General features: G+C 68.3%; 16 protein-coding genes and 1 pseudogene. 7 read left to right on the top strand and 10 right to left on the bottom strand.

Translation table 11 applies throughout. The annotated features are described in order from the left end of the window. The first annotated feature begins 686 nt into the window (after window positions 1-686). Window positions 687-4,532 (top strand): GH92 family glycosyl hydrolase, encoded by a 3,846-nt coding sequence (locus tag ACIBLA_RS30370; RefSeq protein WP_399200480.1) that lies wholly within the window; start codon window positions 687-689, stop codon window positions 4,530-4,532. On the opposite strand, the gene ACIBLA_RS30365 is transcribed toward ACIBLA_RS30370, so the two are convergent. Continuing rightward, the gene (locus tag ACIBLA_RS30365; RefSeq protein WP_399200479.1) at window positions 4,529-5,974 is read right to left on the bottom strand and encodes a WD40 repeat domain-containing protein; all 1,446 of its coding nucleotides are present in this window, start codon (window positions 5,972-5,974) and stop codon (window positions 4,529-4,531) included. The two genes, ACIBLA_RS30370 and ACIBLA_RS30365, sit on opposite strands and share 4 nt — an antisense overlap. Before the next feature lie 109 nt (window positions 5,975-6,083). Here ACIBLA_RS30365 and ACIBLA_RS30360 point away from each other — a divergent pair. Together ACIBLA_RS30360 and ACIBLA_RS30355 are read left to right on the top strand one after the other, a co-directional pair. Beyond that, a pseudogene (locus tag ACIBLA_RS30360) lies at window positions 6,084-6,779 on the top strand (helix-turn-helix domain-containing protein); the annotation flags it as partial. Window positions 6,780-6,909: 130 nt separating this feature from the next. Beyond that, window positions 6,910-7,113 carry a DUF397 domain-containing protein gene (locus ACIBLA_RS30355; RefSeq protein WP_363245362.1) on the top strand — a complete coding sequence of 68 codons (204 nt, stop codon included), beginning with the start codon at window positions 6,910-6,912 and terminating at the stop codon, window positions 7,111-7,113. Window positions 7,114-7,660: 547 nt separating this feature from the next. On the opposite strand, the gene ACIBLA_RS30350 is transcribed toward ACIBLA_RS30355, so the two are convergent. From ACIBLA_RS30350 to ACIBLA_RS30330, 5 genes are all read right to left on the bottom strand, one after another. Continuing rightward, a complete protein-coding gene (locus ACIBLA_RS30350) occupies window positions 7,661-7,969 on the bottom strand; it encodes a helix-turn-helix transcriptional regulator (protein WP_363245361.1) in 309 nt (102 codons plus the stop codon). Further along, on the bottom strand, window positions 7,969-8,340 hold the full coding sequence (locus tag ACIBLA_RS30345; protein WP_399200478.1) for a type II toxin-antitoxin system RelE/ParE family toxin: 372 nt from the start codon (window positions 8,338-8,340) through the stop codon (window positions 7,969-7,971). The genes ACIBLA_RS30350 and ACIBLA_RS30345 overlap by 1 nt, the downstream gene beginning before the upstream one ends. A gap of 573 nt (window positions 8,341-8,913) precedes the next feature. Continuing rightward, window positions 8,914-10,947 (bottom strand): polymorphic toxin-type HINT domain-containing protein, encoded by a 2,034-nt coding sequence (locus tag ACIBLA_RS30340; RefSeq protein ID WP_399200476.1) that lies wholly within the window; start codon window positions 10,945-10,947, stop codon window positions 8,914-8,916. A 280-nt stretch (window positions 10,948-11,227) separates the two neighbouring features. Then, window positions 11,228-13,942, bottom strand: a complete 2,715-nt coding sequence (acnA, locus tag ACIBLA_RS30335) for an aconitate hydratase AcnA (RefSeq protein ID WP_399200475.1) — start codon at window positions 13,940-13,942, stop codon at window positions 11,228-11,230. 178 nt (window positions 13,943-14,120) lie between these two features. Next, a complete protein-coding gene (locus ACIBLA_RS30330) occupies window positions 14,121-14,789 on the bottom strand; it encodes a hypothetical protein (RefSeq protein ID WP_399200474.1) in 669 nt (222 codons plus the stop codon). 49 nt (window positions 14,790-14,838) lie between these two features. On the opposite strand from ACIBLA_RS30330, the gene ACIBLA_RS30325 reads away from it, so the two are divergent. The 3 genes from ACIBLA_RS30325 (at window position 14,839) to ACIBLA_RS30315 (ending at window position 20,571) form a co-directional block, all read left to right on the top strand. Then, window positions 14,839-15,522, top strand: a complete 684-nt coding sequence (locus tag ACIBLA_RS30325) for a hypothetical protein (RefSeq protein ID WP_399200473.1) — start codon at window positions 14,839-14,841, stop codon at window positions 15,520-15,522. A gap of 281 nt (window positions 15,523-15,803) precedes the next feature. After that, a complete protein-coding gene (locus ACIBLA_RS30320; protein ID WP_399200472.1) occupies window positions 15,804-19,481 on the top strand; it encodes a S8 family serine peptidase in 3,678 nt (1,225 codons plus the stop codon). A gap of 106 nt (window positions 19,482-19,587) precedes the next feature. Then, window positions 19,588-20,571, top strand: coding sequence for a LuxR C-terminal-related transcriptional regulator (locus tag ACIBLA_RS30315; RefSeq protein WP_363245355.1), 984 nt, complete (start codon window positions 19,588-19,590; stop codon window positions 20,569-20,571). Between the two features lie 83 nt (window positions 20,572-20,654). Here the strand turns inward: ACIBLA_RS30315 and ACIBLA_RS30310 are convergent, their stop codons facing one another. The 4 genes from ACIBLA_RS30310 to ACIBLA_RS30295 form a co-directional block, all read right to left on the bottom strand. Continuing rightward, complete coding sequence (locus ACIBLA_RS30310; protein ID WP_277751785.1) at window positions 20,655-20,783, bottom strand: hypothetical protein; 129 nt, start codon at window positions 20,781-20,783, stop codon at window positions 20,655-20,657. A 293-nt stretch (window positions 20,784-21,076) separates the two neighbouring features. Then, window positions 21,077-22,444 (bottom strand): cytochrome P450, encoded by a 1,368-nt coding sequence (locus ACIBLA_RS30305; RefSeq protein WP_399200471.1) that lies wholly within the window; start codon window positions 22,442-22,444, stop codon window positions 21,077-21,079. Between the two features lie 123 nt (window positions 22,445-22,567). After that, window positions 22,568-23,044 (bottom strand): hypothetical protein, encoded by a 477-nt coding sequence (locus ACIBLA_RS30300; protein ID WP_399200469.1) that lies wholly within the window; start codon window positions 23,042-23,044, stop codon window positions 22,568-22,570. Between the two features lie 156 nt (window positions 23,045-23,200). Further along, window positions 23,201-23,839 (bottom strand): hypothetical protein, encoded by a 639-nt coding sequence (locus ACIBLA_RS30295; RefSeq protein ID WP_399200468.1) that lies wholly within the window; start codon window positions 23,837-23,839, stop codon window positions 23,201-23,203. Between the two features lie 340 nt (window positions 23,840-24,179). On the opposite strand from ACIBLA_RS30295, the gene ACIBLA_RS30290 reads away from it, so the two are divergent. Further along, window positions 24,180-25,709: a UDP-N-acetylglucosamine 1-carboxyvinyltransferase gene (locus ACIBLA_RS30290; protein ID WP_363245351.1), complete on the top strand. Its 1,530-nt coding sequence runs from the start codon at window positions 24,180-24,182 to the stop codon at window positions 25,707-25,709. Window positions 25,710-25,858: the final 149 nt, after the last annotated feature.

Below are 25,858 nucleotides of genomic sequence, written 5' to 3'. Positions count from 1 at the left end.
CAAGTCCTCGCCTTCTCCAGGACTCAGGCGGTGTACCGGTCGCCCGTCCTTCTCGCCTGAGGCAGAAGGGCCCCGCCACCGCGGTCAAATGAAGCTCGGTCGTGCACGATTGTGGTGGTGATAGCCGTGCGCGTTGTTGCTGCGTGTTGTCGAGCGTGTTGCTGAGCGTCGGTCGTACGAGTCGCGTGATGCGTGATGCGTGATGCGTGATTACAACAGGGACGGCCTGAATGGTTGGCGGCAGGGTGCGTCGCGGCATCGCGGCACCCAACCCACCCCCGTCTCACGGTCCTTCGCCGTTCCAGACCCGGCGAGGCGGACTGCGACAGGTATAGTCCACTTCACGTCGACTGAGCAAGATCGAAAGCAGGTTTGGTCGGGAGTCTTTCCCTAGTTGAGACCTGAGACGGGTTTCAGAAGGACCGCGCGGCATCCGTACGGTTCTCGCCGCATTTTCCGGATCGCTGGGCGGCGCGATATCCCGGACCGCCGGCGCGCTCTTGACGCGCTCTCGACGCGCGCAGTTGGATGCACATTCCATGAAACATGCGCGGCAGAATGGCCGGTTCCTTTCATCTCACACCGGCAACACCCTTGACACCTTGCCCCTCCTGTACCACTACTTAACCCGCGCATGACTTTTGACAACGTTGTCCGTCACGCTTCCGCCAGGAGGAACGCTCGGGATGCAGCGCACACCAAGACCCCGGCTCACGCAGCGCCGCAACGCCGCCCTGGTGGCTGTCGCTTCGCTGCTCGTCGTCACCGCACACTCGGCAGCCGTAGCACAGCCCGCCAAGGCCGCAGCCGCCAAGGACACGTTCGCGTCCTCTTTCGAGGAGGGCGACATACAGCCGGATTGGCGCAATACGGTCGATACCGGATCTGACGGGGAGAAGCGATCCTCGGGCGTGACCGGCGAGTTCAACGCCGGCATTCCGGGCAATGTCACCGACCGGGTCGTCGAGCTGCGCGCCAGCGACGAGAACACGGGCGGCGGCGAGGGCAAGGAGAACCTGGTCGACGTCCAGTCGAGCACCAAGTGGCTGGCCTTCGAGCCGACCGCCTGGGTCGAGTTCGACCTGGACACCCCCGTCAAGGTCGTGACCTACGCGCTCACGTCGGCGAACGACCACGCCGAGCGCGACCCCAAGGACTGGAAGCTCCAGGGATCGACGGACGGCAAGGACTGGAAGACCCTTGACACAAGGGTGGACCAGACCTTCGGAGAACGATTCCAGACAAAGTCATACGATTTCGACAATTCCACCGCGTACGCGCACTACCGGCTGGACATCACCAAGAACAACGGAGCGGGCGACGCCACCCAGCTCGCCGACGTCCAGTTCTCCGACGGCGACACCACCACACCGCCGCCCGCCGACATGCGCAGCCAGGTCGACAGCGGCCCCGGCGGCTCCCCCACCGCCAAGTCCAACGCCGGATTCACCGGTAAGCGCGCGCTGGAGTACGCCGGTTCGCACAAGCCGGACGGCCGGGGCTACTCGTACAACAAGGTCTTCGACGTCAACACGGCCGTGCGCGCCGACACGGAGCTGTCGTACCGGATCTACCCCTCCATGCCGGAGACGGACCTCAACTACCCCGCCACGAACGTCTCGGTGGATCTCGCCTTCACCGACGGCACCTACCTGAGCGATCTGAAGGCCCTCGACTCGCACGGCGGGGTGATGTCCCCTCAGGGCCAGGGCGAGGCCAAGCGGTTGTACGTCAACCAGTGGAACGCGGTCGCCTCCCGGATCGGTTCGGTCGCCGCGGGCAAGACGGTGGACCGGATACTCGTGGCGTACGACTCCCCCAAGGGCCCGGCGAAGTTCCAGGGCTGGGTGGACGACATCGCGCTGGCGGTGAAGGCGCCCGAGAAGCGCCTCGCGCACCTCTCGGACTACGCGTCCACCACACGCGGCACCAACTCCAGCGGTTCGTTCTCGCGCGGCAACACCTTCCCGGCCACCGCCGTGCCGCACGGCTTCAACTTCTGGACGCCGGTGACCGATGCCGGATCCACGAGCTGGCTGTACGAGTACTCACGCCGCAACAACAGCGACAACCTGCCCACCCTCCAGGCGCTGTCCGCGAGCCATGAGCCGAGCCCCTGGATGGGCGACCGCCAGACCTTCCAGCTGATGCCCTCGGCGGCGAGCGGCACCCCGGACGCGTCGCGCTCGGCGCGCGCGCTGCCGTTCCGGCACGAGAACGAGATCGCCAGACCGCACTACTACGGCGTGACGTTCGAGAACGGCCTCAAGGCGGAGATCACCCCGACGGATCACGCGGCGGCGATGCGGTTCACGTATCCCGGTGACGACGCGAGCGTCGTACTCGACAACATCACCAACGCGGGCGGTCTGACCATCGACGCCGAGAACCGGTCCTTCACCGGTTACTCCGACGTCCGCAGCGGTCTGTCGACGGGCGCCACGCGGCTGTTCGTGTACGGCGTCTTCGACGCGGCCGTCACCGGCAGCGGCAAGCTTCCGGGCGGCGGCGGTGAGGACGTCACCGGGTACATGCGTCTCGACGCGGGCCAGGACCGCACCGTCAACCTGCGGATCGCGACCTCGCTGATCGGTGTCGACCAGGCGAAGAAGAACCTGGCGGACGAGCTGCCGGACGACCTCGGCTTCGACCGGGTCAAGAAGGACGCGCAGCGCGCCTGGGACGACGTCCTGGGGAAGGTGGAGGTCGAGGGCGCCGACAAGGACCAGCTCACGACGCTCTACTCCAGCCTCTACCGGCTGTATCTGTATCCCAACTCCGGCTTCGAGAACACGGGTACGAAGCAGAAGCCGCGGCAGCAGTACGCGAGCCCCTTCGTGCCGAAGACGGGCACGGACTCCCCCACCCACACGGGCGCGAAGATCGTCACGGGCGAGGTGTACGTCAACAACGGCTTCTGGGACACCTATCGGACGACCTGGCCCGCGTACTCCTTCCTGACGCCTAAGAAGGCCGGGAAGCTGGTGGACGGCTTCGTCCAGCAGTACAAGGACGGCGGCTGGATCTCCCGTTGGTCCTCCCCCGGCTACGCCGACCTGATGACCGGCACCAGTTCGGACGTGGCGTTCGCCGACGCGTATGTGAAGGGTGTCGACTTCGACGCGAAGGCGGCGTACGAGGCGGCGCTGAAGAACGCGACGGTGAAGCCGCCGAGCGCGGGAGTGGGCCGCAAGGGGATGGAGACGTCGCCGTTCCTCGGCTATGCCTCCACGGAGACCCATGAGGGCCTGTCGTGGTCGCTGGAGGGATACCTCAACGACTACGGCATCGCGAAGATGGGCGAGAAGCTCTACAAGGAGACGGGCCAGAAGCGGTACAAGGAGGAGTCCGCGTACTTCCTCAACCGCGCGCAGAGTTACGTCTCGCTGTTCGACTCGAAGGCCGGCTTCTTCCAGGGCCGGGACCTGAAGGGCGACTGGCGGGTGCCGAGCGACGAGTACGACCCGCGCGTGTGGGGTTACGACTACACCGAGACGAACGGGTGGGGCTACGCCTTCACGGCCGCCCAGGACTCACGCGGACTCGCCAACCTGTACGGCGGGCGCGCGGGTCTCGGCGACAAGCTGGACGAGTACTTCGCGACGCCGGAGACCGCGTCACCGGAGTTCAAGGGGTCCTACGGCGGCGTCATCCACGAGATGACGGAGGCGCGGGACGTCCGGATGGGCATGTACGGCCACTCGAACCAGGTCGCCCACCACGCCACGTACATGTACAACGCGGCCTCGCAGCCCTGGAAGACGCAGGAGAAGGTCCGCGAGGTGCTGGGCCGCCTCTACACCGGCAGCGAGATAGGGCAGGGCTACCACGGCGACGAGGACAACGGCGAGCAGTCGGCCTGGTACCTCTTCTCCGCGATGGGCTTCTACCCGCTGGTGATGGGCAGCGGGGAGTACGCGGTGGGCTCGCCGCTCTTCACGAAGACCACGGTGCACCTGGAGAACGGCAAGAAGCTCGTCGTCTCGGCACCGAAGAACAACGCCCAGAACATCTACGTGCAGGGCCTGAAGGTCAACGGCAAGGCGTGGAACTCCACGGCGCTGCCGCACGACGTGCTCGCGAAGGGCGGCACGCTGGAGTTCGACATGGGCCCGAAGCCGTCGGCCTGGGGAACGGGCAAGGACGCGGCGCCGGTGTCGATCGCGCAGGACGACAAGGTGCCGTCGCCGAGGAGTGACGCGGTGACGGGCTCCGGCGCGCTGTTCGACAACTCGTCGAAGACGCTGATGTCGTTGGCGGCCGGCCCGCTGGACCTGCCGGTGCCGTCGGCGACGAAGGCGGTCCAGTACACGCTGACGTCGTCCAAGGCGGAAACGTCACCGGTGGCCTGGGAGTTGCAGGGCTCGTCGGACGGCAAGACGTGGAAGACCCTCGACAAGCGCTCGGGTCAGTCCTTCGCATGGGACCAGCAGACGAGGGCGTTCACGGTGGCCTCACCGGGGTCGTACGACAAGTACCGCTTGGTGACGGACGGTCAGGCGGAGCTGTCGGAGGTGGAGTTGCTGCGTTAGCGGTTCTCTGGTCGGCAGGACGGGCCCCGGCGGTGAGTACGAACGCCGGGGCCCGTCTTCACGTCCTCAGCCGGGTCGCCCACCGGACGGCGGGGACTGCGCCGCGTCGAACTGGGTGAATCCAGGGGGAGATCGGTTGTCGGCTCGGTCGGCAGGCCGACGCGGAAGAGGTGGATCTCGTTCTCGACGACGGCCGCCAACCGGGCGCCGTCGGGCGACCAGGCGAGGGCACGGGCCCCGGTGCCGGGCTGTGTGTGGTCCTTCCTCGGGCGCCGCATGACGAGTTGACCGTCGGCGACCCGGTAGATGTCCGGGGTGCACGTCCGCTCGTCGTTCCAGTCCTGCGTCGCGACCGCCAGGTAGGCGCCGTCCGGGCTCGCCGCCACCGCGTCCAGCCAGTCGCCGGGCATGGTGAGGGTGTTCAGGGTCCGGCCGGTGGCGGGGTCGACCACATGCACCAGCAAGCCGTGACCGACGAACATCCGGGTCTCGTCCGCGCTGAACGCCACGCTGGTGACCCGGCGTGAGGCGTCACCGAGTTGAATCGTGCGATCGGGCGCGGACTCCCCGGACGGCGCGGAGACGAAGTCGACCCGGCCGCCGGCGCCGTACTCGACCCGGAAGCGGCCCGTGCGCGAGCGGGCGCGGCCCGGCTCCACCGGAAGGTCGGTCTCGGTGTCGGCGTCCAGGTCGTAGGCCCACGGGACAAGCTCGTCGTACTCGTCCTCCTTGAGCGTGACCACATGCCGTCCGGGCACCCACATGATGTCCCGGCCCGCCGATTCGGGCTCCGCGTGCAGGCGAACGGACCGGTCTCTCATGTCGTACACGGCGAGTTCGCCGTCCTCGTTGGTGACGGCGAGAAAGCGGCCGTCGTCGGAGAAGGCCAGCACCACCACACTGCTGTCGGAACCGGCGAACGGAGTGAGCACGGCCTCCGGTGCCGTGAGATCCGGTAGGTGCGGGGCGTCTTCGGCGCGCACCTGGTGGGTCGGGTCCGGGTAATACCCGGTCTCCCAGCTCTGACCGGGTATCAGATGATCCAGCCAGCGTGGGTCGGTGGCCCGCACCTCGTAGTCGCCCTGCACGAGACGGCCCTCGTCCGCCCAGGCGGAGAGGGCACTGATGTGCTCCCAATCCGCGTCGGACAGCTGCTCGTTGCGGACGGCGACGCGATCGACGCCTTCGACGAACCACCGGGTGTTCACGGCGAGCCAGCCGTCGTCGTCCATCTCCCGCCAGCCGGCCACCTGGCGGAGCGCGCCGTTGTGGTCTTCCGCGCTCTCCCACAGCAGCTGGAGGAAGAAGCCGGGGTCGGCGGGGAGTTCGGCGTGCCAGCGGCGGTCGGCGTTGTAGTCGATGACGAAGATCCGAAATCTCACACGCCGCAGGTCGGGTTCCAGGGCGAGTACGCGCACGCCATAGAAGGGGTGAATGGACAAGGTTCTCCTTCGTTGCGGGGCCTCGTGCTGTCGGAGACGAAGTCGCCGCCGTGGCGGTTCTTCTCCGCTTCCGCGCACGTTGTGCTGAGTTACGGCTACGCTGGGTCACATGCCGCAACCCAATGATCTCGACGCGTACTCCAACCCAAGGGCCTTCTACGGAGCGGAACTTCGCCGCCTGCGGGAGGAGGCCGGCCTGACCCAGAGCCAACTCGGCGAGCGGGTGTTCTGCACCGGTTCGTACATCGGCCAGTTCGAGTCGGCCACGCGGTGGCCGATGGTGGACATGTCGCGGATGATCGACGAAGTGCTGGGCAGCGGGGAGCACTTGCAACGGCTGGCGAAGCTGGCGCGGAGCACGAGCATCGCGGACTACTTCGCGGACGCGGCGGCGCTGGAGCCGTTGGCACGGTCGATCTGCACGTACTCGCCGCTCGTGATTCCCGGATTGCTCCAGACCGAGCGCTACGCACGGGCTATCACGCACGCGTCGCTGCCGCTCGCCCCGCAGGAGGAGGTCGAAGAGTACGTAGGCGCACGGATGGCGCGCCAGCGCATTCTCGACGGGGACACCGGACCGACGTTGTGGGCGGTTCTGCACGAAGCGGCTCTGCGCGTCCCGTTGGGTGGTCCGGGCTGCATGGGCGAACAACTGGGCCGTCTGGTCTCGCTGGGACGGGCACGGCGGGTGATGGTGCAGGTGGTGCCGTACGCCACTTCGGCGCACGCCTACGTGCAGGAGACGTTCCGCCTGATGACCTTCAGCGACGCGCCGGACGTGGCGTACACCGAGGGGTCGCACACGGGCCAACTCATCGACGACCCGGCGCTGGTGGGCCGCTTCCACGCGTCATACGATCTGGTCAGGCCGCCGCTTTGTCACCGATGGCATCCCTCGACTGGCTCGAATCGACAGCGAAGGACTACACAACACCATGAGTGCGACAGCCGACATGACCGGCCTCACCTGGCGCAAGTCCTCGTACAGCAACGGCGAGGGCGGCAACTGCGTCGAGGTGGCGGACGGCCTCCCCGGTGCCGTCCCCGTCCGCGACAGCAAGGCGCCCGAAGCCGGGGCGCTCGCGATACCCGCCCCGGCCTGGACGGCGTTCATCGCCGGCGTCAATACCCGGAGGTAGCACGGGCCATGGTGGCGGCGATGCTGCTTCGTGGACGCGCCATGTGTGTCCGGGAAGGTGCACGGAAGCGTCTGACGACGCGTGGGCGGGCAGGTCCCGCAGCCGCTGGGCGGCCTCACCCATATGGGCGTCCAGGTGTACCTGGAGCCCGGCCCGCGCTTCGGCGGGGGTCGAGTAGGTGCGCGCGCTGAACTGCACGGTGGTGCCCTGGATATGTACCCAGCCCCAGTGGTCGGTCATTGTCGCACCTGGTCTCGCTCGCCCTTCGTGTTCTTGACTGCCGCACAACTCGCCCATGCAGTGCGCAGCACACAATGAAACCAGCCTCCCGTCCGGAGTACGACAGGAGACCGGAGCGAGCAGGGCCACCGCCCGCCGGTATCACGGGCGGCAACTCCGTGAAGGGCGGACGGCACCCCCGAGACCATCCCCAGGACACGACAGCAAGGCGCCCGAAGCCGGGGCGCTCGTGATACCCGCGCCGGACTGGGCCGAGTTCGTCGCCTGCGTCAAAACCGATAAGTAGCTGACGACAGTCGGTTGCCGCTCAGGCGGCGCGGCCCTCAAAGCGGAATTCCGGGGAAGCGCTCGGGTCGACCCGCGCGCCCGATTGCAGCGCCATTGCCAGGCGCTCAAGGAGTTCGAGGGTCGGATCGACGCCGCTCTCCTCGATACGGTCGATGTCCTCCTGGGCCATCCCCGCTCGCTCCGCAAGCTCGGCCGCGCTCCACCCCAGGTGTGCCCGCCGCTCGTAGACGGCTTGAGCGAAGTCCATACGCCGTCCGGCAGCCCGATACTCAGCATCTTCACGATGCTCGGGCGGCACGTTCCAGTTGGTGTGGTATCCCCTGCTCATCAGCCCTCCTCCTTTCTACTGTAGACGCGGTGGGCAGCGGCTGGTGGATGCTCCGCCGCACAGATCCTCCGTGCCGCCTGGGCACGCTCGACCTCAGCCGTCTCGCGCATTCGGGTCTTCCGGAACACCGTAAGCAGAACGGCACGGCGTCCTGACGCCAGCCAGTACGTCACACGAACCGACCCGATGCGAAGCTCCCGCAGGCCCTCTCCGAGATGGCTGGCCAGTGGGTACGGCATCAGCGAACCGTCGGCCGCCAGACGGTCCGCGAATCTCTCGGCCGCACGGTAGTCGGCAGGCGACAGCGTCTCCAGCCAGCGGCGGACCTCCGGTTCCACCTCGATGGCGAACGGCTCGGCAGACTCCGGCATGCCTCTTCCTCCGACGGAATGATCAGTCGGACCAGCCAAGCAGCGCGTTCACCGAGAGTGGGGCGGTTTCCGTGCGAATCACCGGATCGGGTCCGCCCCGGCACGGACCGGATTCATCGCCGGCGTCAATACCCCCGTAGCTACCTCCAAGGCACGTGCACCGGAGCGCGCTGCCACCACCACCCGCCGTCGACACCCGCCGCGTCGGCGAGCAGTTGACCGCCGTCGTCCTCGGTTTGGGCACGGAAGGCTGCCGCACGTTATTCTCTCATCCCTACTCTCCCACGAACCGGAGGAATCGATGGGGTCGCTTCAGGCACTCGCGACATAGCGCCACCAATTCGTCTGCGAATTCTGCCGACATGATTTCCGAATTAAATCTCACTTCGGAAATCTCCTCCAGCAAGGATTCCACCTGGAGTCGATTCAGCACCGTGTCTCCATACGGATCCAAGTGACCGAGGATCGGATACTGCTTACGATCCACACCGCTGAGAACTGGATCGAAACCCGGATCTGCAGCAACTGATGCCAGCGAGTCTCCGTTGCCAGATCTCACGTCTACCCTGATCATCAGGGATCCAAGTCGCGCGGGAGCCCTGGATGCATGGTGATCAATTCTCCGTCTCTGCCATCGCGAACGATCGTGTAGGTATTCGTCGGGAGACCGTGCCGGTCGGTCCCCACTATCTCTCTTCCCGTAATGAAGTACCGAATGTTTCCCGTGGCAGGCTGGTAGTGGCCGATCTGCCCGGCGCTCCCCGCTGCCAACTCCCCAAGGTTTACTCCATCTTCGAACAGAGACTTCGTCGCATCTGCCTCGGCACCACCTCGCGTATGGCGAGGAATGACGTGATCTTCGATGGCGTAAGCGTCCTCGGCGCAGCCGCTACTGTTATGGACCAATACTGGCGTCGACCCGGCCAGCACATAGTACGTGTGGATGCCGTTGACGGTGAGGTCGTGGGTAACCTGCCGCTTGGTGTAGTGCTCGACGGCGGTGACCTGTACCGACGTACCTGCCGGCGTACGCAGGTCGTCGCCCGGCTTGATGTCACCGGCGTCCGCCCAGCGCACCTTGTCCGTCAGCCAGAACGGATGCGTGTCGGTCGCCGTCAGGGTCTCCGTGCCCGAGTCCGTGAGGACCGTCAGGCGCGTGAAATCCTTGTCGTCGTAAGTGGTGATCGTCCGCTCGATGCTACGAGCTTCGGTGCGACCGCTTTCCGGATCGGTGGCGATGACGCGCATTCCCACGCGGACCTCGTCGATGGCCATCCGACTGCCGTCGGCCAGCAGCACCGGCGTGCCCGGCAGGAAGCTGTGGTTCGTCGGGCAGGACGGCAGTGCGTCGTCCTGCTCTTGGGGCGAGTCGCCGTCGCCGTCCGGTGTGTCCCGGTCGCCCCCGCCGGTCAGGCGGTCCAGCCAGCGGTACTGGCCGTAGCCCGGGATGAACGACGAGCCGACGTTCCAGCCGACGAGGCCAAGGGCCTGGCCGTAGTCGCCGTTGTTCAACATCTCGCGCACCTCGTCGCCGACGAAGCTGTCGTCCAGCACCGTCAGGCCCGTGTTGAGGGACGCCTCACCCCAGTCCCCGAGCGCACCGAGGTAGTCGCCGTCGGACCATTTGTCGGTGGCGCCCGCCGCGTCGTCCAGCCACTGCTCACCCAGTCCGCGGCCGTACTCCACCGTGTCCTCGATCACCTGACCGGGGTCGGTGATCGTGTCCCAGGCGTCGGAGATGTCGCCTCCGACACCGTCGATGACGAACCCGTCGAAGGCGCCGCCCAACTCGTCCCCGGCGCAGGAGAAGAACGCGCCGAAGCCGGACGTGCAGCTCTCACCGTCGTCGCCGTCACCGTTGTTGTCGTCCTCGCCTTCGTACCTCCCGTTGGGGTCCCGAAGGGAGGGGTCGTACGCGCCGTCGTCCGCGTGGTCGTCGGTGCGGTCGTACCCGTCGTCGGTCTCGTCGTAGCCCGGCCCGTACGCGCCGTCGTCGCTGTGGTCGCCCCCTGATCCCCCGGTGCCGTCCTCGCCGTCGGCCGCGACGGGCCCGGCCTGGCCGCCGCCGCACGCGCTTCCCGTGATCTCGCAGACCGCGGACCGCAGGCCCCCGCTGATCTGTCCGCCGACCCCGGTGGTGACCAGGCCCGTGACGATCGCGGCGACCAGGACGATCAGTCCCGCGTACTCGGCGGCGCTCTGGCCGCCGTCCGTGCGCCACTTGATCATTCGTGTGAGCCGGAACGGGCGGCGCTCCGCTCGCACGGACACCGGCAGCGCGAACCACTCCCGCGACGTTCGCCGGAACAGCAGCACGGTGATCGTGATGGGCACCACCAACTGTGTGACACCGCGCCCCGACCCCGCACCCAGCGTCCCCAACGCACCGACGACCAGCCAGACTTGCAGCGCGAGCAGCGCCCATCGCACACGCACCCCGCCGGCCCATGTCCTCCGGGCCAGCACCAGCGCGGCCACGCCGGGCGCCGACGCGTACAGCAGCAGCCCGATCAACCGGCCGTCGACGGCGTCCACCGACGCCGCCACGCTCAGCGACCCGGCCGTACCCAGCACCGTGACGCCGAACAGGAAACAGAGCAAGAACACTGCCGCGCGCAGTCCCCGCGGCATTCCCAGTCGGCCCCCGCCGACCTCCACCGTTAAGCCAGATCCCCCAACTCCGGGGTCCCCCATACCCGTTGCTGACATAACACCTGACGTTAGATCAGCACACCTGCCCGATCGCGGGCCCTGGGGCCCGAAACGGGCCTACTCCGGGCCCGTTCTCCATTGGCCCCCGTTTGGGCCCTCCGGGACGGAACCGCACACGCCGAAGGGCCGCACCCCCGTGGGGTGCGGCCCTTCGTCAACTGCTGCCCGTCAGTGCCTACTTGCGGATCAGGCTGCGCAGCACGTACTGCATGATGCCGCCGTTGCGGTAGTAGTCCGCCTCGCCCGGGGTGTCGATGCGGACCACCGCGTCGAACTCCACGCCTGTGTCCGTCGTGACCTTGACGGTCGCCGGGGTCGTGCCGTCGTTCAGGCCGGTGACGCCCGTGAAGGTGAACGTCTCCTCGCCCGTCAGGCCGTACGACAGCGCCGACGCGCCTTCCGGGTACTGGAGCGGCAGCACGCCCATGCCGATCAGGTTCGAGCGGTGGATGCGCTCGTACGACTCGGCGATGACCGCCTTGACGCCCAGCAGCGCCGTGCCCTTCGCCGCCCAGTCGCGGGACGAGCCCGAGCCGTACTCCTTGCCCGCGAGGACGACCAGCGGGGTGCCCTGCTCGATGTAGTTGCGCGAGGCGTCGTAGATGAACGACACGGGCGCGTCGGGCTGCGTGAAGTCGCGGGTGTAGCCGCCCTCCGTGCCCGGCGCGATCTGGTTGCGCAGGCGGATGTTGGCGAACGTGCCGCGGATCATGACTTCGTGGTTGCCCCGGCGCGAGCCGTAGGAGTTGAAGTCACGGCGCTCGACGCCGTGGTCCGTCAGGTACTTGCCCGCCGGGGTGTCCGCCTTGATCGCACCGGCCGGGGAGATGTGGTCGGTGGTGACCGAGTCGCCCAGCTTGGCGAGCACGCGCGCGCCGGTGATGTCGCCGACCGGGGTCGTCTCCATCGTCATGCCCTCGAAGTACGGGGGCTTGCGTACGTACGTCGACTGCGGGTCCCACTCGAAGGTGTTGCCCGTCGGGATCGGCAGCGCCTGCCACTGCGCGTCGCCAGCGAAGACGTCCTGGTAGGACTTGTTGAACATGTCCTCACCGATGGCGGAGGCGACAACCTCGTTGACCTCGGCCTCGGTCGGCCAGATGTCCTCCAGGTGGACGGGCTTGCCGTCCTGGTCCACGCCGATCGCGTCGCGCGTGATGTCGACCTTCATGGAGCCGGCGATCGCGTAGGCCACGACCAGCGGCGGGGACGCCAGGTAGTTCATCTTGACGTCGGGGTTGATCCGGCCCTCGAAGTTGCGGTTGCCGGAGAGCACCGCGGCGACGGCCAGGTCGTTCTCGTTGATCGCTGCGGAGATCTCCTCGTCCAGCGGACCGGAGTTGCCGATGCAGGTCGTGCAGCCGTAACCGACGAGGTTGAAGCCGAGCTTGTCCAGGTACGGCGTGAGGTTCGCCTTGTCGAAGTAGTCCGTGACGACCTTCGAGCCCGGCGCCAGGGTCGTCTTGACCCACGGCTTGCGGGTGAGGCCCTTCTCCACGGCCTTCTTGGCGACGAGCGCGGCGGCGACCATCACGTACGGGTTCGAGGTGTTGGTGCAGGACGTGATCGCGGCGACGGTGACGGCGCCGTGGTCGATCTCGTACGGCGTCCCGTCCGCCGGGGTGACGAGGGTCGGGCGGGTGGGCACACCGTCGGCGGAGGCCGGCGAGTCGGAGGCCGGGAAGGACTCCTTGCCCGCCTCCTCGTCGTCCGTCACGTAGTTCCGTACGTCGAGCGCGAACTGCTCCTTGGCGTTCGCCAGGACGATGCGGTCCTGCGGACGCTTGGGACCCGCGATGGACGGGACGACCGTGGCGAGGTCCAGCTCCAGCTTCTCGGAGAAGTCGGGCTCGGCGGCCGGGTCGAGCCAGAGGCCCTGCTCCTTGGCGTACGCCTCGACCAGCGCGAGCTGCTGCGCGTCGCGGCCGGTCAGCTTCAGGTAGTTGATGGTCTCGGCGTCGATCGGGAAGATCGCGGCGGTCGAGCCGAACTCCGGCGACATGTTGCCGATGGTGGCGCGGTTGGCGAGCGAGGTCGCGCCGACACCCTCACCGTAGAACTCGACGAATTTGCCGACGACGCCGTGCTTGCGCAGCATCTCGGTGATCGTGAGGACGAGGTCGGTGGCGGTGGTGCCCGGGGTCAGCTCGCCGGTCAGCTTGAAGCCGACGACGCGCGGGATGAGCATCGAAACGGGCTGGCCGAGCATCGCGGCCTCGGCCTCGATGCCGCCGACGCCCCAGCCGAGCACGCCGAGGCCGTTGACCATGGTGGTGTGCGAGTCGGTGCCGACGAGGGTGTCGGGGTACGCCTGGCCGTTACGCACCATGACGGTGCGGGCCAGGTGCTCGATGTTGACCTGGTGGACGATGCCGGTGCCGGGCGGGACGACCTTGAACTCGTCGAACGCGGTCTGGCCCCAGCGCAGGAACTGGTAACGCTCCTTGTTGCGGCCGTACTCCAGCTCCACGTTCTGCGCGAACGACTCCGGCGTGCCGAACTTGTCGGCGATGACGGAGTGGTCGATGACCAGCTCGGCCGGGGCCAGCGGGTTGATCTTCGCCGGATCGCCGCCCAGCTCCTTGACGGCCTCACGCATGGTCGCGAGGTCCACGACGCAGGGCACGCCGGTGAAGTCCTGCATGATCACACGGGCGGGGGTGAACTGGATCTCCTGGCTCGGCTGCGCCTGGGAGTCCCACGCGCCGATGGAGCGGATGTGGTCGGCGGTGATGTTCGCGCCGTCCTCGGTACGGAGCAGGTTCTCCAGCAGCACCTTCAGGCTGTAAGGGAGGCGCGCTGAGCCCTCGACCTTGTCCAGCCTGAAGATCTCGTACGACTCGTCGCCCACGCGCAGCGTGCTGCGGGCGTCGAAGCTGTTCGCCGACACGACAGTCTCCTTCATTCATGTGCGCGTACCACCGCGCCGCGACGCATGTGCGGCTGACGCCGCGCGGTGCCGCCAACGGGCTGCTCGCCGATCCGCTAAGGTAAGGCTAAGTTAGGTTCGCCTTACTTTCTGGCGGCTGCGGTACGCCTTCGGCAGATATCTCGATGTCGAGATAACTCTAGTACATGACTGCTTCGAGGTCATGTCCCTCGGTCTCGGTGTAGTCCGAGACGGACATCGCGTACAGCGGGCCCTCCTCGACGGTGTCGAGCAGGGCGCGGTTCCGGTCGGCGTTGGCCTGATTGTTGATCTTGGAGTAGTGGGCGATCTGGGCGAGGGCCTCATGCTTCGTCAGCGCCGGCTCGGCGGTCGGCGTGGGGGAGGCGATGCGGGTGGCCGTGGCTATGGTGTCGGCGTCCGGGCTGCCGGAGGTGGCGCAGGCGGACGCGGCCAGCGCGACGGATACGACGGTGAGCAGGAGGGCGGTGCGGCGGGCGGAGGTGTGCGGGGGAATCAGGGAGCTCCGGGAAAATAGCGGGTTAGCGGGTACGGGATGCGGTGGCGGATGCCGTCGGCGGGGACGGCGCGCCCGCCGGAAGCTGCGTGCCCAGCGCCGCTGTGGGCGGGCGGGTCGGTAGGCCCGCGGAGGCGGGCGTGGCGTGGCGGAAGTTGACGCCGATGCCCTGAGCGGTGAGCAGCCGCACGGCGCTCTGGATGAGCAGGGCGCGGTCGCTGGTGCTGTAGGAGGCGGGCAGGACGAACGCCGACCGTGCGGGCTGTACTGGAAACGACAGCCGTACAGCACCGTGCGGGCGTCTTCCGGTACCGACTTATACGGTGCGCCCACGACCCCGTCGGGGTACCAGGATGCTCTACCGTCCCGGGCCATGGTGAGCATGGCAGATGACACGGCAAGACAGACCCCTGCCGCGAGCCCCTGGGCCGCGGTGGGGGTCTCCGCCTTCGACGAGCTGGTGCACCAGGCGATCCTGAGCCAGCCCGACGCCGGCGCGGCGGGCTGGGCACTGCTGACCGGTGGTTCCCCGGCGCGGGTGCGCGAGTCCTGCAACCGGCTGCTCGCGCTCGGGCTGCTCCAACCCCCGGACTCCATGGGCGGGTTGCGCGCAGTCGACCCACGTGTGGCGATCCGGGCGCTGATCCGGCAGCGCGAGACGGAGTCCGAACTCCTCGCCGCGACCGCCGAGGAGATGGCCACCTCGTACGAGGCCGGGCTGCTGCGCGAGGAGCCGGCACGGCTGGTGGAGGTCGTCTCCGGCGAGGGCGCCATCGCGGCACGTCTGGCGGAGCTGTACGCGCGTGCCGAGCACGAGGTGTGCCTCTTCGAAACGCCCCCGTATTTCGCCCCGCGCACCCCGCAGTTGGACCGCCAGGCCGATCTGCTCGACCGTGGGATCGTCTCCCGCGCTGTCTACGCGGCGACCGCGCTGGAGGAGCCGCAGGCGCTGGCCCACGCCTGGCGGATGGTCGAACTCGGTGAGCAGGCCCGTGTGTTGCCGTCCGTGCCGGTCAAACTGCTGGTGGTGCTGGGGGTGCGGGCCGCTCAGCGGGGCTGGGTGTAGCCGTACCGGACTCGTACGGCGAAGGGCGGGCCACGGCCCTGGTGAGGAGCGCGACCCGACCGTCGTACCGCCAGGCGGTACCTGATCGCTTGCTTCCCGGGGCAGGCTCTTGACCGTGCGGTGCCCTCGCACAGACCGTCAACTGATGTGACCGAAGGAAGCATTGGCACGCCCCGGCCACAGGAATCCCTTGAGCCGCTTTCCACGCAGCGCTCACTCTGATGACTGGCTCCCGCTCACCAGGGCGGGACTGTTCAGCGTTCAGGGGAGGAAGTCCACCCATGCGAAGACTCCACGCCGTCTGGGCCGTGGCAGCCGCGGCCGGTCTGCTCACGGGGGCGATCACGCCCTCGATGGCCGATCCCGCGTCCCCGGTCACCAAGCCGGCCACCAAGCCCAGCACCACGAGCACGCAGACCGTCACTCTCATCACCGGCGACACGGTCACACTCACCACCGGCGCCGACGGCAAGTCCGCCGTCGACGTCCGGCGCGGCAAGGGGCGCGAGCCCGCCACCTTCCTGTCGAGCGAGCAGAACGGCGAGGTCAGCGTCGTACCGAACGACGCGATCCCGCTGCTTCAGGCGGGCCGTCTCGACCCGGCCCTGTTCAACGTCACCCAGCTCGTCAAGCAGGGGTACGCGGACTCGAAGACCGACGCCATCCCGCTGATCGCCACCTATCGCCAGGGGAACACGACCCCCGAAGGCGCGCGCAGGACGCTGTCCCTGCCCGGCATCGACGGTGCGGCGCTCACCGCGAAGAAGTCGACCGCCGAGAGGTTCTGGGCGGACATCGCCCCCGACGCCGAGAAGACGGCTGCCGAGCCCACGGCCAAGGCCGCCCGGCAGCTCGACGGCGGCCTCGACAAGCTCTGGCTGGACGCCAAGGTCAAGGCGTCCCTCGACGTCAGCGTCCCGCAGATCGGCGCACCCGAGGTGTGGCAGGCGGGCTACGACGGCAAGGGCGTCAAGATCGCTGTCCTGGACACGGGCGTGGACGCCGGACACCCGGACCTCGCGGGCAAGCTCGGGGAATCGAAGACCTTCGTGCCCGATCAGGCGGTACAGGACGGCCACGGCCACGGCACCCATGTCGCGTCCACGATCGCCGGCTCGGGCGCTGCTTCCGACGGCAAGCGCAAGGGCGTGGCGCCGGGCGCGGAGCTGATGGTCGGCAAGGTCCTCAACAACGCGGGCTCCGGCCAGTCGTCGTGGATCATCGCCGGCATGGAGTGGGCGGCGGAGTCCGGCGCGGACATCGTCTCCATGTCCCTCGGCGGTACGGCCTCCGGCCCCTCGGACCCGCTGAGCGAGACGGTGGACGAGCTGTCCGCGTCGACGGGCACCCTCTTCGTGATCGCCTCGGGCAACTCGGGCCCGCGGGAGCAGACCGTCGGTACACCGGGCATCGCCGACTCGGCGCTCACGGTCGGCGCGGTCGACAAGTCCGACAAGCTCGCCTCGTTCTCCAGTCGTGGCCCGCGCCTCGGCGACTACGCGGTCAAGCCGGAGATCACCGCGCCCGGCGTGAGCATCACGGCGGCCCGCGCCTCCGGTACCTCCATGGGCACGCCGCTCGACGACAACTACACGGCGGCGAACGGTACGTCGATGGCGACCCCGCATGTGGCGGGCGCGGCGGCGCTGGTCGCGCAGGCCCATCCGGACTGGACGGGCGAGCAGATCAAGCAGGCCCTGGCCAGTACCGCGAAGACGAACGCCGACAACTCCGTGTTCGAGCAGGGAGACGGCCGCGTCGACGCCGTGCGGGCGGTCACGCAGAACGTCTTCGCGACCTCGGCTCTGAGCTTCGGCAAGTACGAGGACGGTGACACGGAGGTCGACAGCAAGGACATCACCTACACCAACACCACTGACGCCCCCGTGGAGTTGAAGCTCTCGTCGTCCCTCGCCGGTGTCACCCTGGGGGCCGGCACCGTGACCGTGCCCGCGAAGGGCACCGCCACGGTCCCGGTCAGTGTCGACCCGGCGAAGGCGGCCCAGGGCCGGTACGCGGGCCACATCACCGCGGCCGCCGACGGCATCCTGGTCACGACGGGTGTCGGCTTCGAGAAGGCGCCGAAGACGCACGCCCTGAAGGTCTCCCTCGTGGGCCGCGACGGCAAGCCGACCACTGCGGCGTCGCTCTACACATTGCAGGAGCTGAACGGCGCCTACGCCAACGAATACGGCTTCATTGGCGCCACCGGGACCTGGGAGGTCCCGGCCGGTACGTACTCCATGGCCACCTGGATCTACGACGCCGACGCGGGCGGCGTGGCCGTCGGCACGTCGGTCGTCGGCAATCCCGAGATCAAGGTCGACGGGGACACCGAGGTCACGCTCGACGCCCGCAAGGCGGTGGAGATCAAGCCGAAGACCAAGGAGGACGCCGAGCACCAGGGCTTCAGTACCTCCTGGCACCGCGAAGGGCCCGGCAGCTCCTGGGGGTTGACGTACAGCCAAGGCCCCTGGACCGACCACGTCTATGTGACGCCGACCGAGAAGGTCACCGAGGGAACCCTCGAGTTCTACGCCAAGTTCCGTTTGTACGCGAAGGAGTTGACGGCGAGCGTCACCAGTCCCGAGCAGTACGCGCTGCCGCTCGACTACGCGAACACGTACAACGACTTCCCGGTGAAGATCACCGGTGACCGAATGGTTCAGGCGGTGGACGCGGGCGCCGGCACGGCGGCCGACTTCGAAGGGCTCGACGTCAAGGGCAAGGCGGCGGTGGTCGGGGTCGCCGCCGACACGTGGGGGCCGGACGAGGCGATGACCAACGCGGCCGAGGCGGGCGCGAGTTATCTGATCGCGTACCGCAAGAAGGCCGGCCACTGGCTCACGGCGGTGGACAGGGCGACGATGCCGGTGATGGTCGCCACCGGCGAGGACGGCGAGAAGCTCACCACCCTCCTCAAGAGCGGCGAGAAGGTCACGCTCAAGCTGGGCGGCACAGAGGTCAGCCCGTACGTCTACAATGTGACCCTCCCGCAGTCCGGAGCGATCTCGCCGGACCAGACGTACACCCTGGACCGCTCCAACACAGCGAAGGTGACGAGCCGTTACCACGCGGGCCGGGCAGGCGAGTTGGGGGCCGACACGGTCTACAGCTTCCGCCCCTGGCAGCTGTACGCGATCGAGTCCAGTGACTACATGCAACTCGGCCGGGAACGCACCGAGTACTTCAACGTAAGCCCCGACACCCGCGTCTGGCACACCGTCTACCCGTCCTGGGAGTCGAACGCGAGCCAGTGGAACACCTTGCGGACCTACGACAAGGCGGGCACCCAGCCGAGCGAGGACTGGCTGCGTCAGGTGGTACGCCCGGCGACGAGCACCGAGTACGGCCTCTCGGAGCGCACCGGCGACAAACTCACCGCCTTTGTACCGGAGTTGAGCGATGCGACGCCCGGTCACTACGGGTACGTCAGAGACGTCAACGACACCGCGCAGGGCAAGCTCTACGCGGACGGTCAGCTGGTCGGCGACTCGACGCTCGGCGGATACGGCGTCTTCGACGTCCCGGCGTCGAAGGCCTCGTACCGCTTCGTGCTCGACACGCAGCGCAAGGCCGGCTGGACGCCGTACTCGACGAGCACCCACACCGAATGGTCCTTCGCCTCGGCGCACACCGCTGAGGAGACGGCGCTGCCCCTGCTCTCCGTCGACTATGACCTGGACGGGCTCGACCTCCTCAACCGTGCCCAGACCAAGCAGGCGTTGGAGCTCGGACTCTCCGTCCGGGACCAGGAGGGGAGCGTCAAGGCCGAGGCCGTCAAGGCCTGGGTCTCGTACGACGACGGCACGTCCTGGAAGGAGGTGAAGGTCTGGAGCGGCAAGGCCGAGATCAAGCACCCGAAGGGCGCGGAGTTCGTGTCCCTGCGCGTACAGGCCTCCGACGGTGCCGGAAACCAGGTCGATCAGACCGTGCTGCGGGCGTACGGCCTGAAGTGATGGCCTGAGGTAGGAGCGCCGCCAAAAGCGGTGCGGCAATCTTAACAAAGATCCTCTAACGTGCCGAGCCATGGTGAACACGGCATACGACTCGGCAATCAGACAGATGGCACTCAGACAGACCCCTGCCGCGAGCCCCTGGGCCGCGGTGGGGGTCTCCGCCTTCGACGAGCTGCTGTACCAGGCGATTCTCCATCAGCCCGATGCGGGCGCGGGCGCCTGGGCACTGCTCACCGACGCGTCTCCGGCCCGGGTGCGCGAGGCCTGCGACCGGCTGCTCACGCTCGGTCTGCTCCAACCGCCCGATTCCACCGGCGGGCTACGGGCCGTGGATCCTCGGGTGGCGATCCGGGCTCTGATCCGGCGGCGCGAGACCGAGTCCGAGCTACTCGCCGCCACCGCCGACGAGATGGCCACGGCGTACGAGGCGGGGCTGCTGCGCGAGGAGCCGTCGCGCCTGCTCGACGTCGTGTCGGGCGAGGGCGCCAACGCCGCGCGCCTGGAGGAGCTGTACGCGCGCGCCGAGCGTGAGGTGTGCGTCTTCGACACTCCCCCGTATCTCGCCCCGCGCACCCCGCAGTTGGACCTCCAGTCGGATCTGCTGAGCCGCGGCGTCGTCTACCGGACCGTGTACGCGGCCACCGCCCTGGAGGATCCGGACGTGCTGTACCACGCCTGGAAGATGGTCGAACTCGGCGAGCAGGCCCGGGTGTTGCCCACCGTGCCGGTCAAACTGCTGGTGGTCGACGGCCGCACGGCGATGCTGCCGCTGACCGCGTCGGCCGCAGGCGGCTACTGCGCCGTCGTCGTACGCCACTCGGCGGTGACCGAGGCGCTACAGAAGCTGTTCGAGCTGGCCTGGCAGCAGGCGACGCCGCTCGGCCAGCCGGTCTCCGACGGTGAACTCACCGAGGGCGAGCGGGCGTTGACGCGCCTTCTCGCCGCCGGGATGAAGGACGAGGCGGTGGCCCGGCACCTCGGCGTGAGCCTGCGGACGCTGCGTCGCCGGGTGAGCGATCTACAGGAGCGGCTGGGCGCGGCGAGCCGTTTCCAGCTGGGGGTACGGGCGGCGCAGCGCGGCTGGGTGTGACGGTGGACGCGAGGGGCCGCACCCCTGTGTCCTACCAGGGCTGCGGCCCCTCAACTGCCGTACCCAATCGCTTACTTGATCCCTTACTTGCGGATCAGGCTGCGCAGCACGTACTGCATGATGCCGCCGTTGCGGTAGTAGTCCGCCTCACCGGGGGTGTCGATGCGGACGACCGCGTCGAACTCGACGCCCGTGTCGGTGGTGACCTTCACGGTGCGCGGCGTGGTGCCGTTGTTCAGTCACTGTGGCCCCTCGCGTGCCGACGGGAGAAGCGGCAGCGAAGGCACGCCCGAACGGGGCTGCGCGCAGTACCGTTCTCAACGGAAAAGTCCTGTCTCCACACCGCAGCGCCGTACGGGGGTGGGTGGACCGGCGCCAGTCGGATGGTTGGAGAGCCCTCGGCGACCCGGCCACCTCCCCGTCTTCCATGCTCACTTGCGTGTGCCCATCTGGACGATCTTGGTTCTACGCGCGTTCAACCACAGGCCAATGGCCCAGCCCGGCATCAAACGGACTGGGCAGATCGATCCTGGGCATCGGTCCTGGGCTCGGGGATCATGCGAAGCCGTGACGGATGCGTGGTGATCTCGCCCACCGGCCTCACGGAACCGGGCACGGCCTTGAGCCTCCATCTCGACGCTACGAAAGCCGTGATGACCTTCGCCTCCGTCAGCGCGAAGGCGTCACCGATACACATCCTCTTGCCCACCCCGAACGGGAGGAATGCCTCCCTGGGAGGCTGCGGCCGATCCGGGTGCCAGCGGTCAGGATCGAACCGATCCGGGTTGTCGTACAGGCCCGGATCACGGTGCACGGCGTAAGGACTGAAAATCACGTCGGTACCGGCCGTGAGCACGGTCTCGCCCAACCGGACCGTACGCAGGGCCTGTCTGGTGACGAGCCACGGCGCGTACAGTCGCAGAGTCTCCTGGACAAGCCGCCCGGTGTAGGGCAGTTGGCCGAGATGGTCGGCGGTGAGTTCCTCGCCGGCGAGCACGCTGTCGACTTCCTCGTGGAGCCGGCGCTCCATGTCCGGGTTGCGGCCCAGTTCGTGGAACAGCCAGGCGAGGACGACGGCGGTGGTCTCGGAGCCCGCAGCGAGCAGTGCGACGATCTCGGAGAGGATCTCGTCGTCCGGCAGTGTCGCGCCGGTGTCGTCCTGTGCGGTCAGGAGCAGGGACACGATGTCGTCGTACGTGTCGGGGTGCGCGCGGTGCTCCGCGATGATCTCGGCGACCGCGGTGCGTAGCGCGCTGCTGGCGGCCTCGGCCTTCCGGTTGCGGCGGGTGGGCAGTCGTTCCAACGCGGAGATGGGCAACAGGGCACGCTGCAGGGCGGTCGTGAAGACGGTGTCGACACTGTTGAGGATCGTGTAGGCGGGGTCCCGCCGGGGCGTCGCGGAGAACAGGGCCGACATGACGACGCTCTGCGCCATGAGCTGCATCTCGGTCTTGACGTCGAGTGCGGTTCCGCCGTCCCAGCTCGCGACGTACGGCTCCACAGCTTCTCGCATGGTGTTGACGTAGCCGGCGATCTGCTGGCGATGGAAGGCGGGCTGCATCAGACGGCGCCGACGCAGGTGCGGCTTGCCTTCGGCGACGGGCAGGGCGTCCTTGCCGAAGAGTTTGAGCTTTTCGAAGAGCAGCCCCTTGGTGAACTCGTCGGCCTGGCTCGTGAGCATCTCGTGTATCAGGGTGGGGTCGTTGACGACCGTCACGTCTTTGGGACCCACCTTGATACGCACGATCGGACCGTGGGCCCGGACGCGCTCCATGAATTTCAGCCGGCCGCTGCCCCCTGCCATGAAGAGACCGTGCCCGAGGAGCGGCAGGCGCCCTGGGACTAGGGGCGGGATTCCGGGAGCGCTGTCCAAAGCGTGTCCTTTCCTTTGCCTAGCCTGCAGTTGTCCTGGGCGCGACGCGGCGCCGCAGATCCATGGTGCCGATCACCGCCCCTGCTTGTGAAGGCCAATTAGGTCCGCGTTGGCGAGTCGAATTCATGCCCTGCGTCCAGAGCCTCGACGATGAGCCCGGCACAGGCATGCAAAGGGACAGCACTGAGCACCGGTCCCGCCACGAACCCCGACCGGCCGACCTGCGGAAAAGGTGGTCGCGCCGGCGACGAGCACCTGGGGTGGGACGGGGAGCAGTGCGGCCATCCGCGCCCCGCCGCCCCGTTCGAGCAAGGGCGGGCGGTCCGGGGTGGCCCCGGACCGCCCGGTTTCCGATCGTTTGAACACCTCGGGATCGGACTGGCGGATGAGCTTGGGCGTACGGTGGACCGTGTGCCGCGCGCTGGTCATCAGGGCCGCCTGCACCGGGCCGAAGTCACTGATGCCGGCCCGGGCCCAGAACTCGCTCTCCAACTCCCTTTCGCAGCGCAGTTCATAGGGCGCGCAGAGCTTCGAACTCATCTCGCGCCAGTACGCCATCCGTTCTCCCGCCGAGACGTCGGCGGTGCTGATCACGTCCATGACTCACCACCATGCTGTCGCTGCGAGGGCAATGATTCTGTCGTTCTACCGCTTCTGGGGGCCGTGAGGCGAGGAGTTGGAGCTGGAGCCGGAGTTGTGTCGGGCGGACGGGCGCGGACAGGGGCGCACTCGTCGTGGGGGCGGGCGCGGGGCCGGTCAACGCGGCGGCTCGGTGCGGCGACGGCGCCAGTACGCGACCGTGACCGCGCCCAGCAGCGGGCCCCACAGCAGCAGCGGGGCGTAGCAGAGGTAGAACACGAACGCGCTCCAACCGCCCGCGTCACCCGGATAGTCGGGCGATATCGGGTCTCCCCGGAGCGTGACGTTCGCGAGGTCCGTGACGGCGGCGGCGGTCCACAGCGCGGTCAGCACGGACGCGCCGACGGCGGCCGGGACGGTCGCGGCCAGTGGCGGCACGCGCCGCCCCCGCAGGACGGGCACCCAGCGCGGCCAGACCTCTCCCCAGGCAGCGATGAGCCCGACGGCGGCGAACGCGAGCAGTTCGGAGACGATCGACAGCAGGAGTACGTAGACCTCGCCCGGCAGCCATGCGGGGACGCTCCCCATGCCCCTTCCCTCGTCGGTCCCGTCGTGAACGACGACGATCCGCCAGATCCCGGACGGCAGGACGGTGAACGGAACGGAGAGCGCGGCGATCCTCGCCCAGCGGGGGACGCCGGGCACGGCGGCGTGGGCGCCCTGCGAGGCGGCGCGCAACCGGGCGCGCATGGCCGGGCGTTGGGCAGGGGGATGTGGCTCGGGATGAGGGCGGGGGTGGTCGGTGGGGGTGGTCATACGCACTCCTCCGGTACGGCGGGCGCTGCCCGCCCGGCCTCCTCCGAAGATCGCAACGGGGCACGCACCGGCGGATCGCCCGGCGGAATGAACCGGCTCCGCCGTATGGGGGGTCTCCGTGCGGAAGATGCCCCTGCGCCTTGGGCAGGGGGGCTGCTTCGCAGCCGCCGGCCCCGCACGCCCGCACCCGTACGGCCGTACTCCGCTCGCCGAAGCGCGCGGATCGCGTCAGGATGGGCGGTGTGTGCGTGCGCGGGCTTCGGCCGGGCCGTGGGCACGGGCTCCACGAATGGCGGATCCCAATCGCGCTCTCATCTCACATATGAGATATCCTTTCGCCATGGCAGACGACTACCTCGTACGCATCGGCAAGCTCATCCGTGACGCCCGGCAGCACCGGGGCTGGACCCAAACGCAGCTTGCGGAGGCGCTGGCCACCAGTCAGAGCGCTGTGAATCGCATCGAGCGCGGCAATCAGAACATCAGCCTTGAGATGATCGCGCGCATCGGTGAGGCGCTCGACAGCGAGATCGTGTCCCTCGGATACGCCGGGCCGATGCACCTCCGGGTGGTCGGCGGACGGCGGCTCTCGGGCTCCATCGACGTCAAGACGAGCAAGAACGCCTGCGTGGCGCTGCTCTGCGGTTCGCTGCTCAACAAGGGGCGTACGGTCCTGCGCCGGGTGGCGCGTATCGAGGAGGTCTACCGGCTCCTCGAAGTGCTCAACTCCATCGGTGTACGCACCCGTTGGATCAACGACGGCATGGATCTGGAGATCGTGCCGCCGGCGGAGCTGGACATGGCGGCCATGGACGCGGAGGCCGCGCGCCGTACCCGCTCGATCATCATGTTCCTCGGCCCGCTGCTGCACCGTATGGACAACTTCCTGCTGCCGTACGCGGGCGGCTGCGACCTCGGTACGCGCACGATCGAGCCGCACATGATCGCGCTGCGCCGCTTCGGCCTGGACATCACGGCGACCGAGGGGCTGTACCACGCGGTGGTCGACCGCTCGACGTCGCCGGACCGGCCCATCGTGCTGACCGAACGCGGCGACACGGTCACGGAGAACGCGCTGCTGGCCGCCGCCCGGCACGACGGCGTCACCGTCATCCGTAATGCGTCGTCGAACTACATGGTCCAGGACCTGTGCTTCTTCCTCGACGCGCTCGGGGTACGGGTCGACGGCGTCGGCACCACCACGCTCACCGTGCACGGCGTGCCGAGCATCGACACCGATGTGGACTACTCCCCCTCCGAGGACCCGGTCGAGGCGATGAGCCTGATCGCCGCCGCCGTGGTCACCGAGTCCGAGCTGACGATCCGCCGGGTGCCGATCGAGTTCCTGGAGATCGAGCTGGCGGTGCTGGAGGAGATGGGGCTGGACCACGACCGTACGCCGGAGTACCCGGCGGACAACGGCCGTACGCGGCTGGTGGATCTGACCGTACGGCCCTCGAAGCTGGAGTCGCCGATCGACAAGATCCACCCGATGCCCTTCCCCGGCCTGAACATCGACAACGTGCCGTTCTTCGCGGCGATCGCCGCCGTCGCGCAGGGCACGACCCTGATCCACGACTGGGTCTACGACAACCGCGCCATCTACCTCACGGACCTCAACCGCCTCGGCGGCCGGCTCCAGCTCCTCGACCCGCACCGGGTCCTGGTGGAGGGCCCGACCCGCTGGCGCGCGGCGGAGATGATGTGCCCGCCGGCGCTGCGGCCCGCGGTGGTCGTGCTGCTGGCGATGATGGCGGCGGAGGGCACGTCGGTGCTGCGCAACGTCTATGTGATCAACCGCGGTTACGAGGATCTGGCGGAGCGGCTGAACTCGGTGGGCGCGCAGATCGAGATCTTCCGCGACATCTAGTGTCCTGCGCCTGAAATCCTGGCGTTAAGTTGCTACGGTTTCAGGATGTCGTTCTCGGGGCGCTCTTCCGTCGAGTTTGTGTTGACCACTGACGAGCGTGACCAGCTGGTCCGCTGGTCGCAGGGGGCGTCGCGGCTGGCCGTTCGGGC

Source organism: Streptomyces sp. NPDC050433, assembly GCF_044458565.1.
In the GTDB taxonomy this organism is placed as follows: domain Bacteria; phylum Actinomycetota; class Actinomycetes; order Streptomycetales; family Streptomycetaceae; genus Streptomyces.
The sequence above is the reverse complement of the archived record's forward strand: the minus strand, read 5'-3'. Positions and strand labels throughout refer to the sequence as shown.

Coding starts and splice junctions, on each gene's coding strand:
- ACIBLA_RS30370 (WP_399200480.1), top strand. CDS start 687: ATGCAGCGCACACCAAGACCCCGGCTCACGCAGCGCCGCAACGCCGCC.
- ACIBLA_RS30355 (WP_363245362.1), top strand. CDS start 6,910: ATGAGTGCGACAGCCGACATGACCGGCCTCACCTGGCGCAAGTCCTCG.
- ACIBLA_RS30350 (WP_363245361.1), bottom strand. CDS start 7,969: ATGAGCAGGGGATACCACACCAACTGGAACGTGCCGCCCGAGCATCGT.
- ACIBLA_RS30345 (WP_399200478.1), bottom strand. CDS start 8,340: ATGCCGGAGTCTGCCGAGCCGTTCGCCATCGAGGTGGAACCGGAGGTC.
- ACIBLA_RS30325 (WP_399200473.1), top strand. CDS start 14,839: ATGGCAGATGACACGGCAAGACAGACCCCTGCCGCGAGCCCCTGGGCC.
- ACIBLA_RS30320 (WP_399200472.1), top strand. CDS start 15,804: ATGCGAAGACTCCACGCCGTCTGGGCCGTGGCAGCCGCGGCCGGTCTG.
- ACIBLA_RS30315 (WP_363245355.1), top strand. CDS start 19,588: ATGGCACTCAGACAGACCCCTGCCGCGAGCCCCTGGGCCGCGGTGGGG.
- ACIBLA_RS30300 (WP_399200469.1), bottom strand. CDS start 23,044: ATGGACGTGATCAGCACCGCCGACGTCTCGGCGGGAGAACGGATGGCG.
- ACIBLA_RS30295 (WP_399200468.1), bottom strand. CDS start 23,839: ATGACCACCCCCACCGACCACCCCCGCCCTCATCCCGAGCCACATCCC.
- ACIBLA_RS30290 (WP_363245351.1), top strand. CDS start 24,180: ATGGCAGACGACTACCTCGTACGCATCGGCAAGCTCATCCGTGACGCC.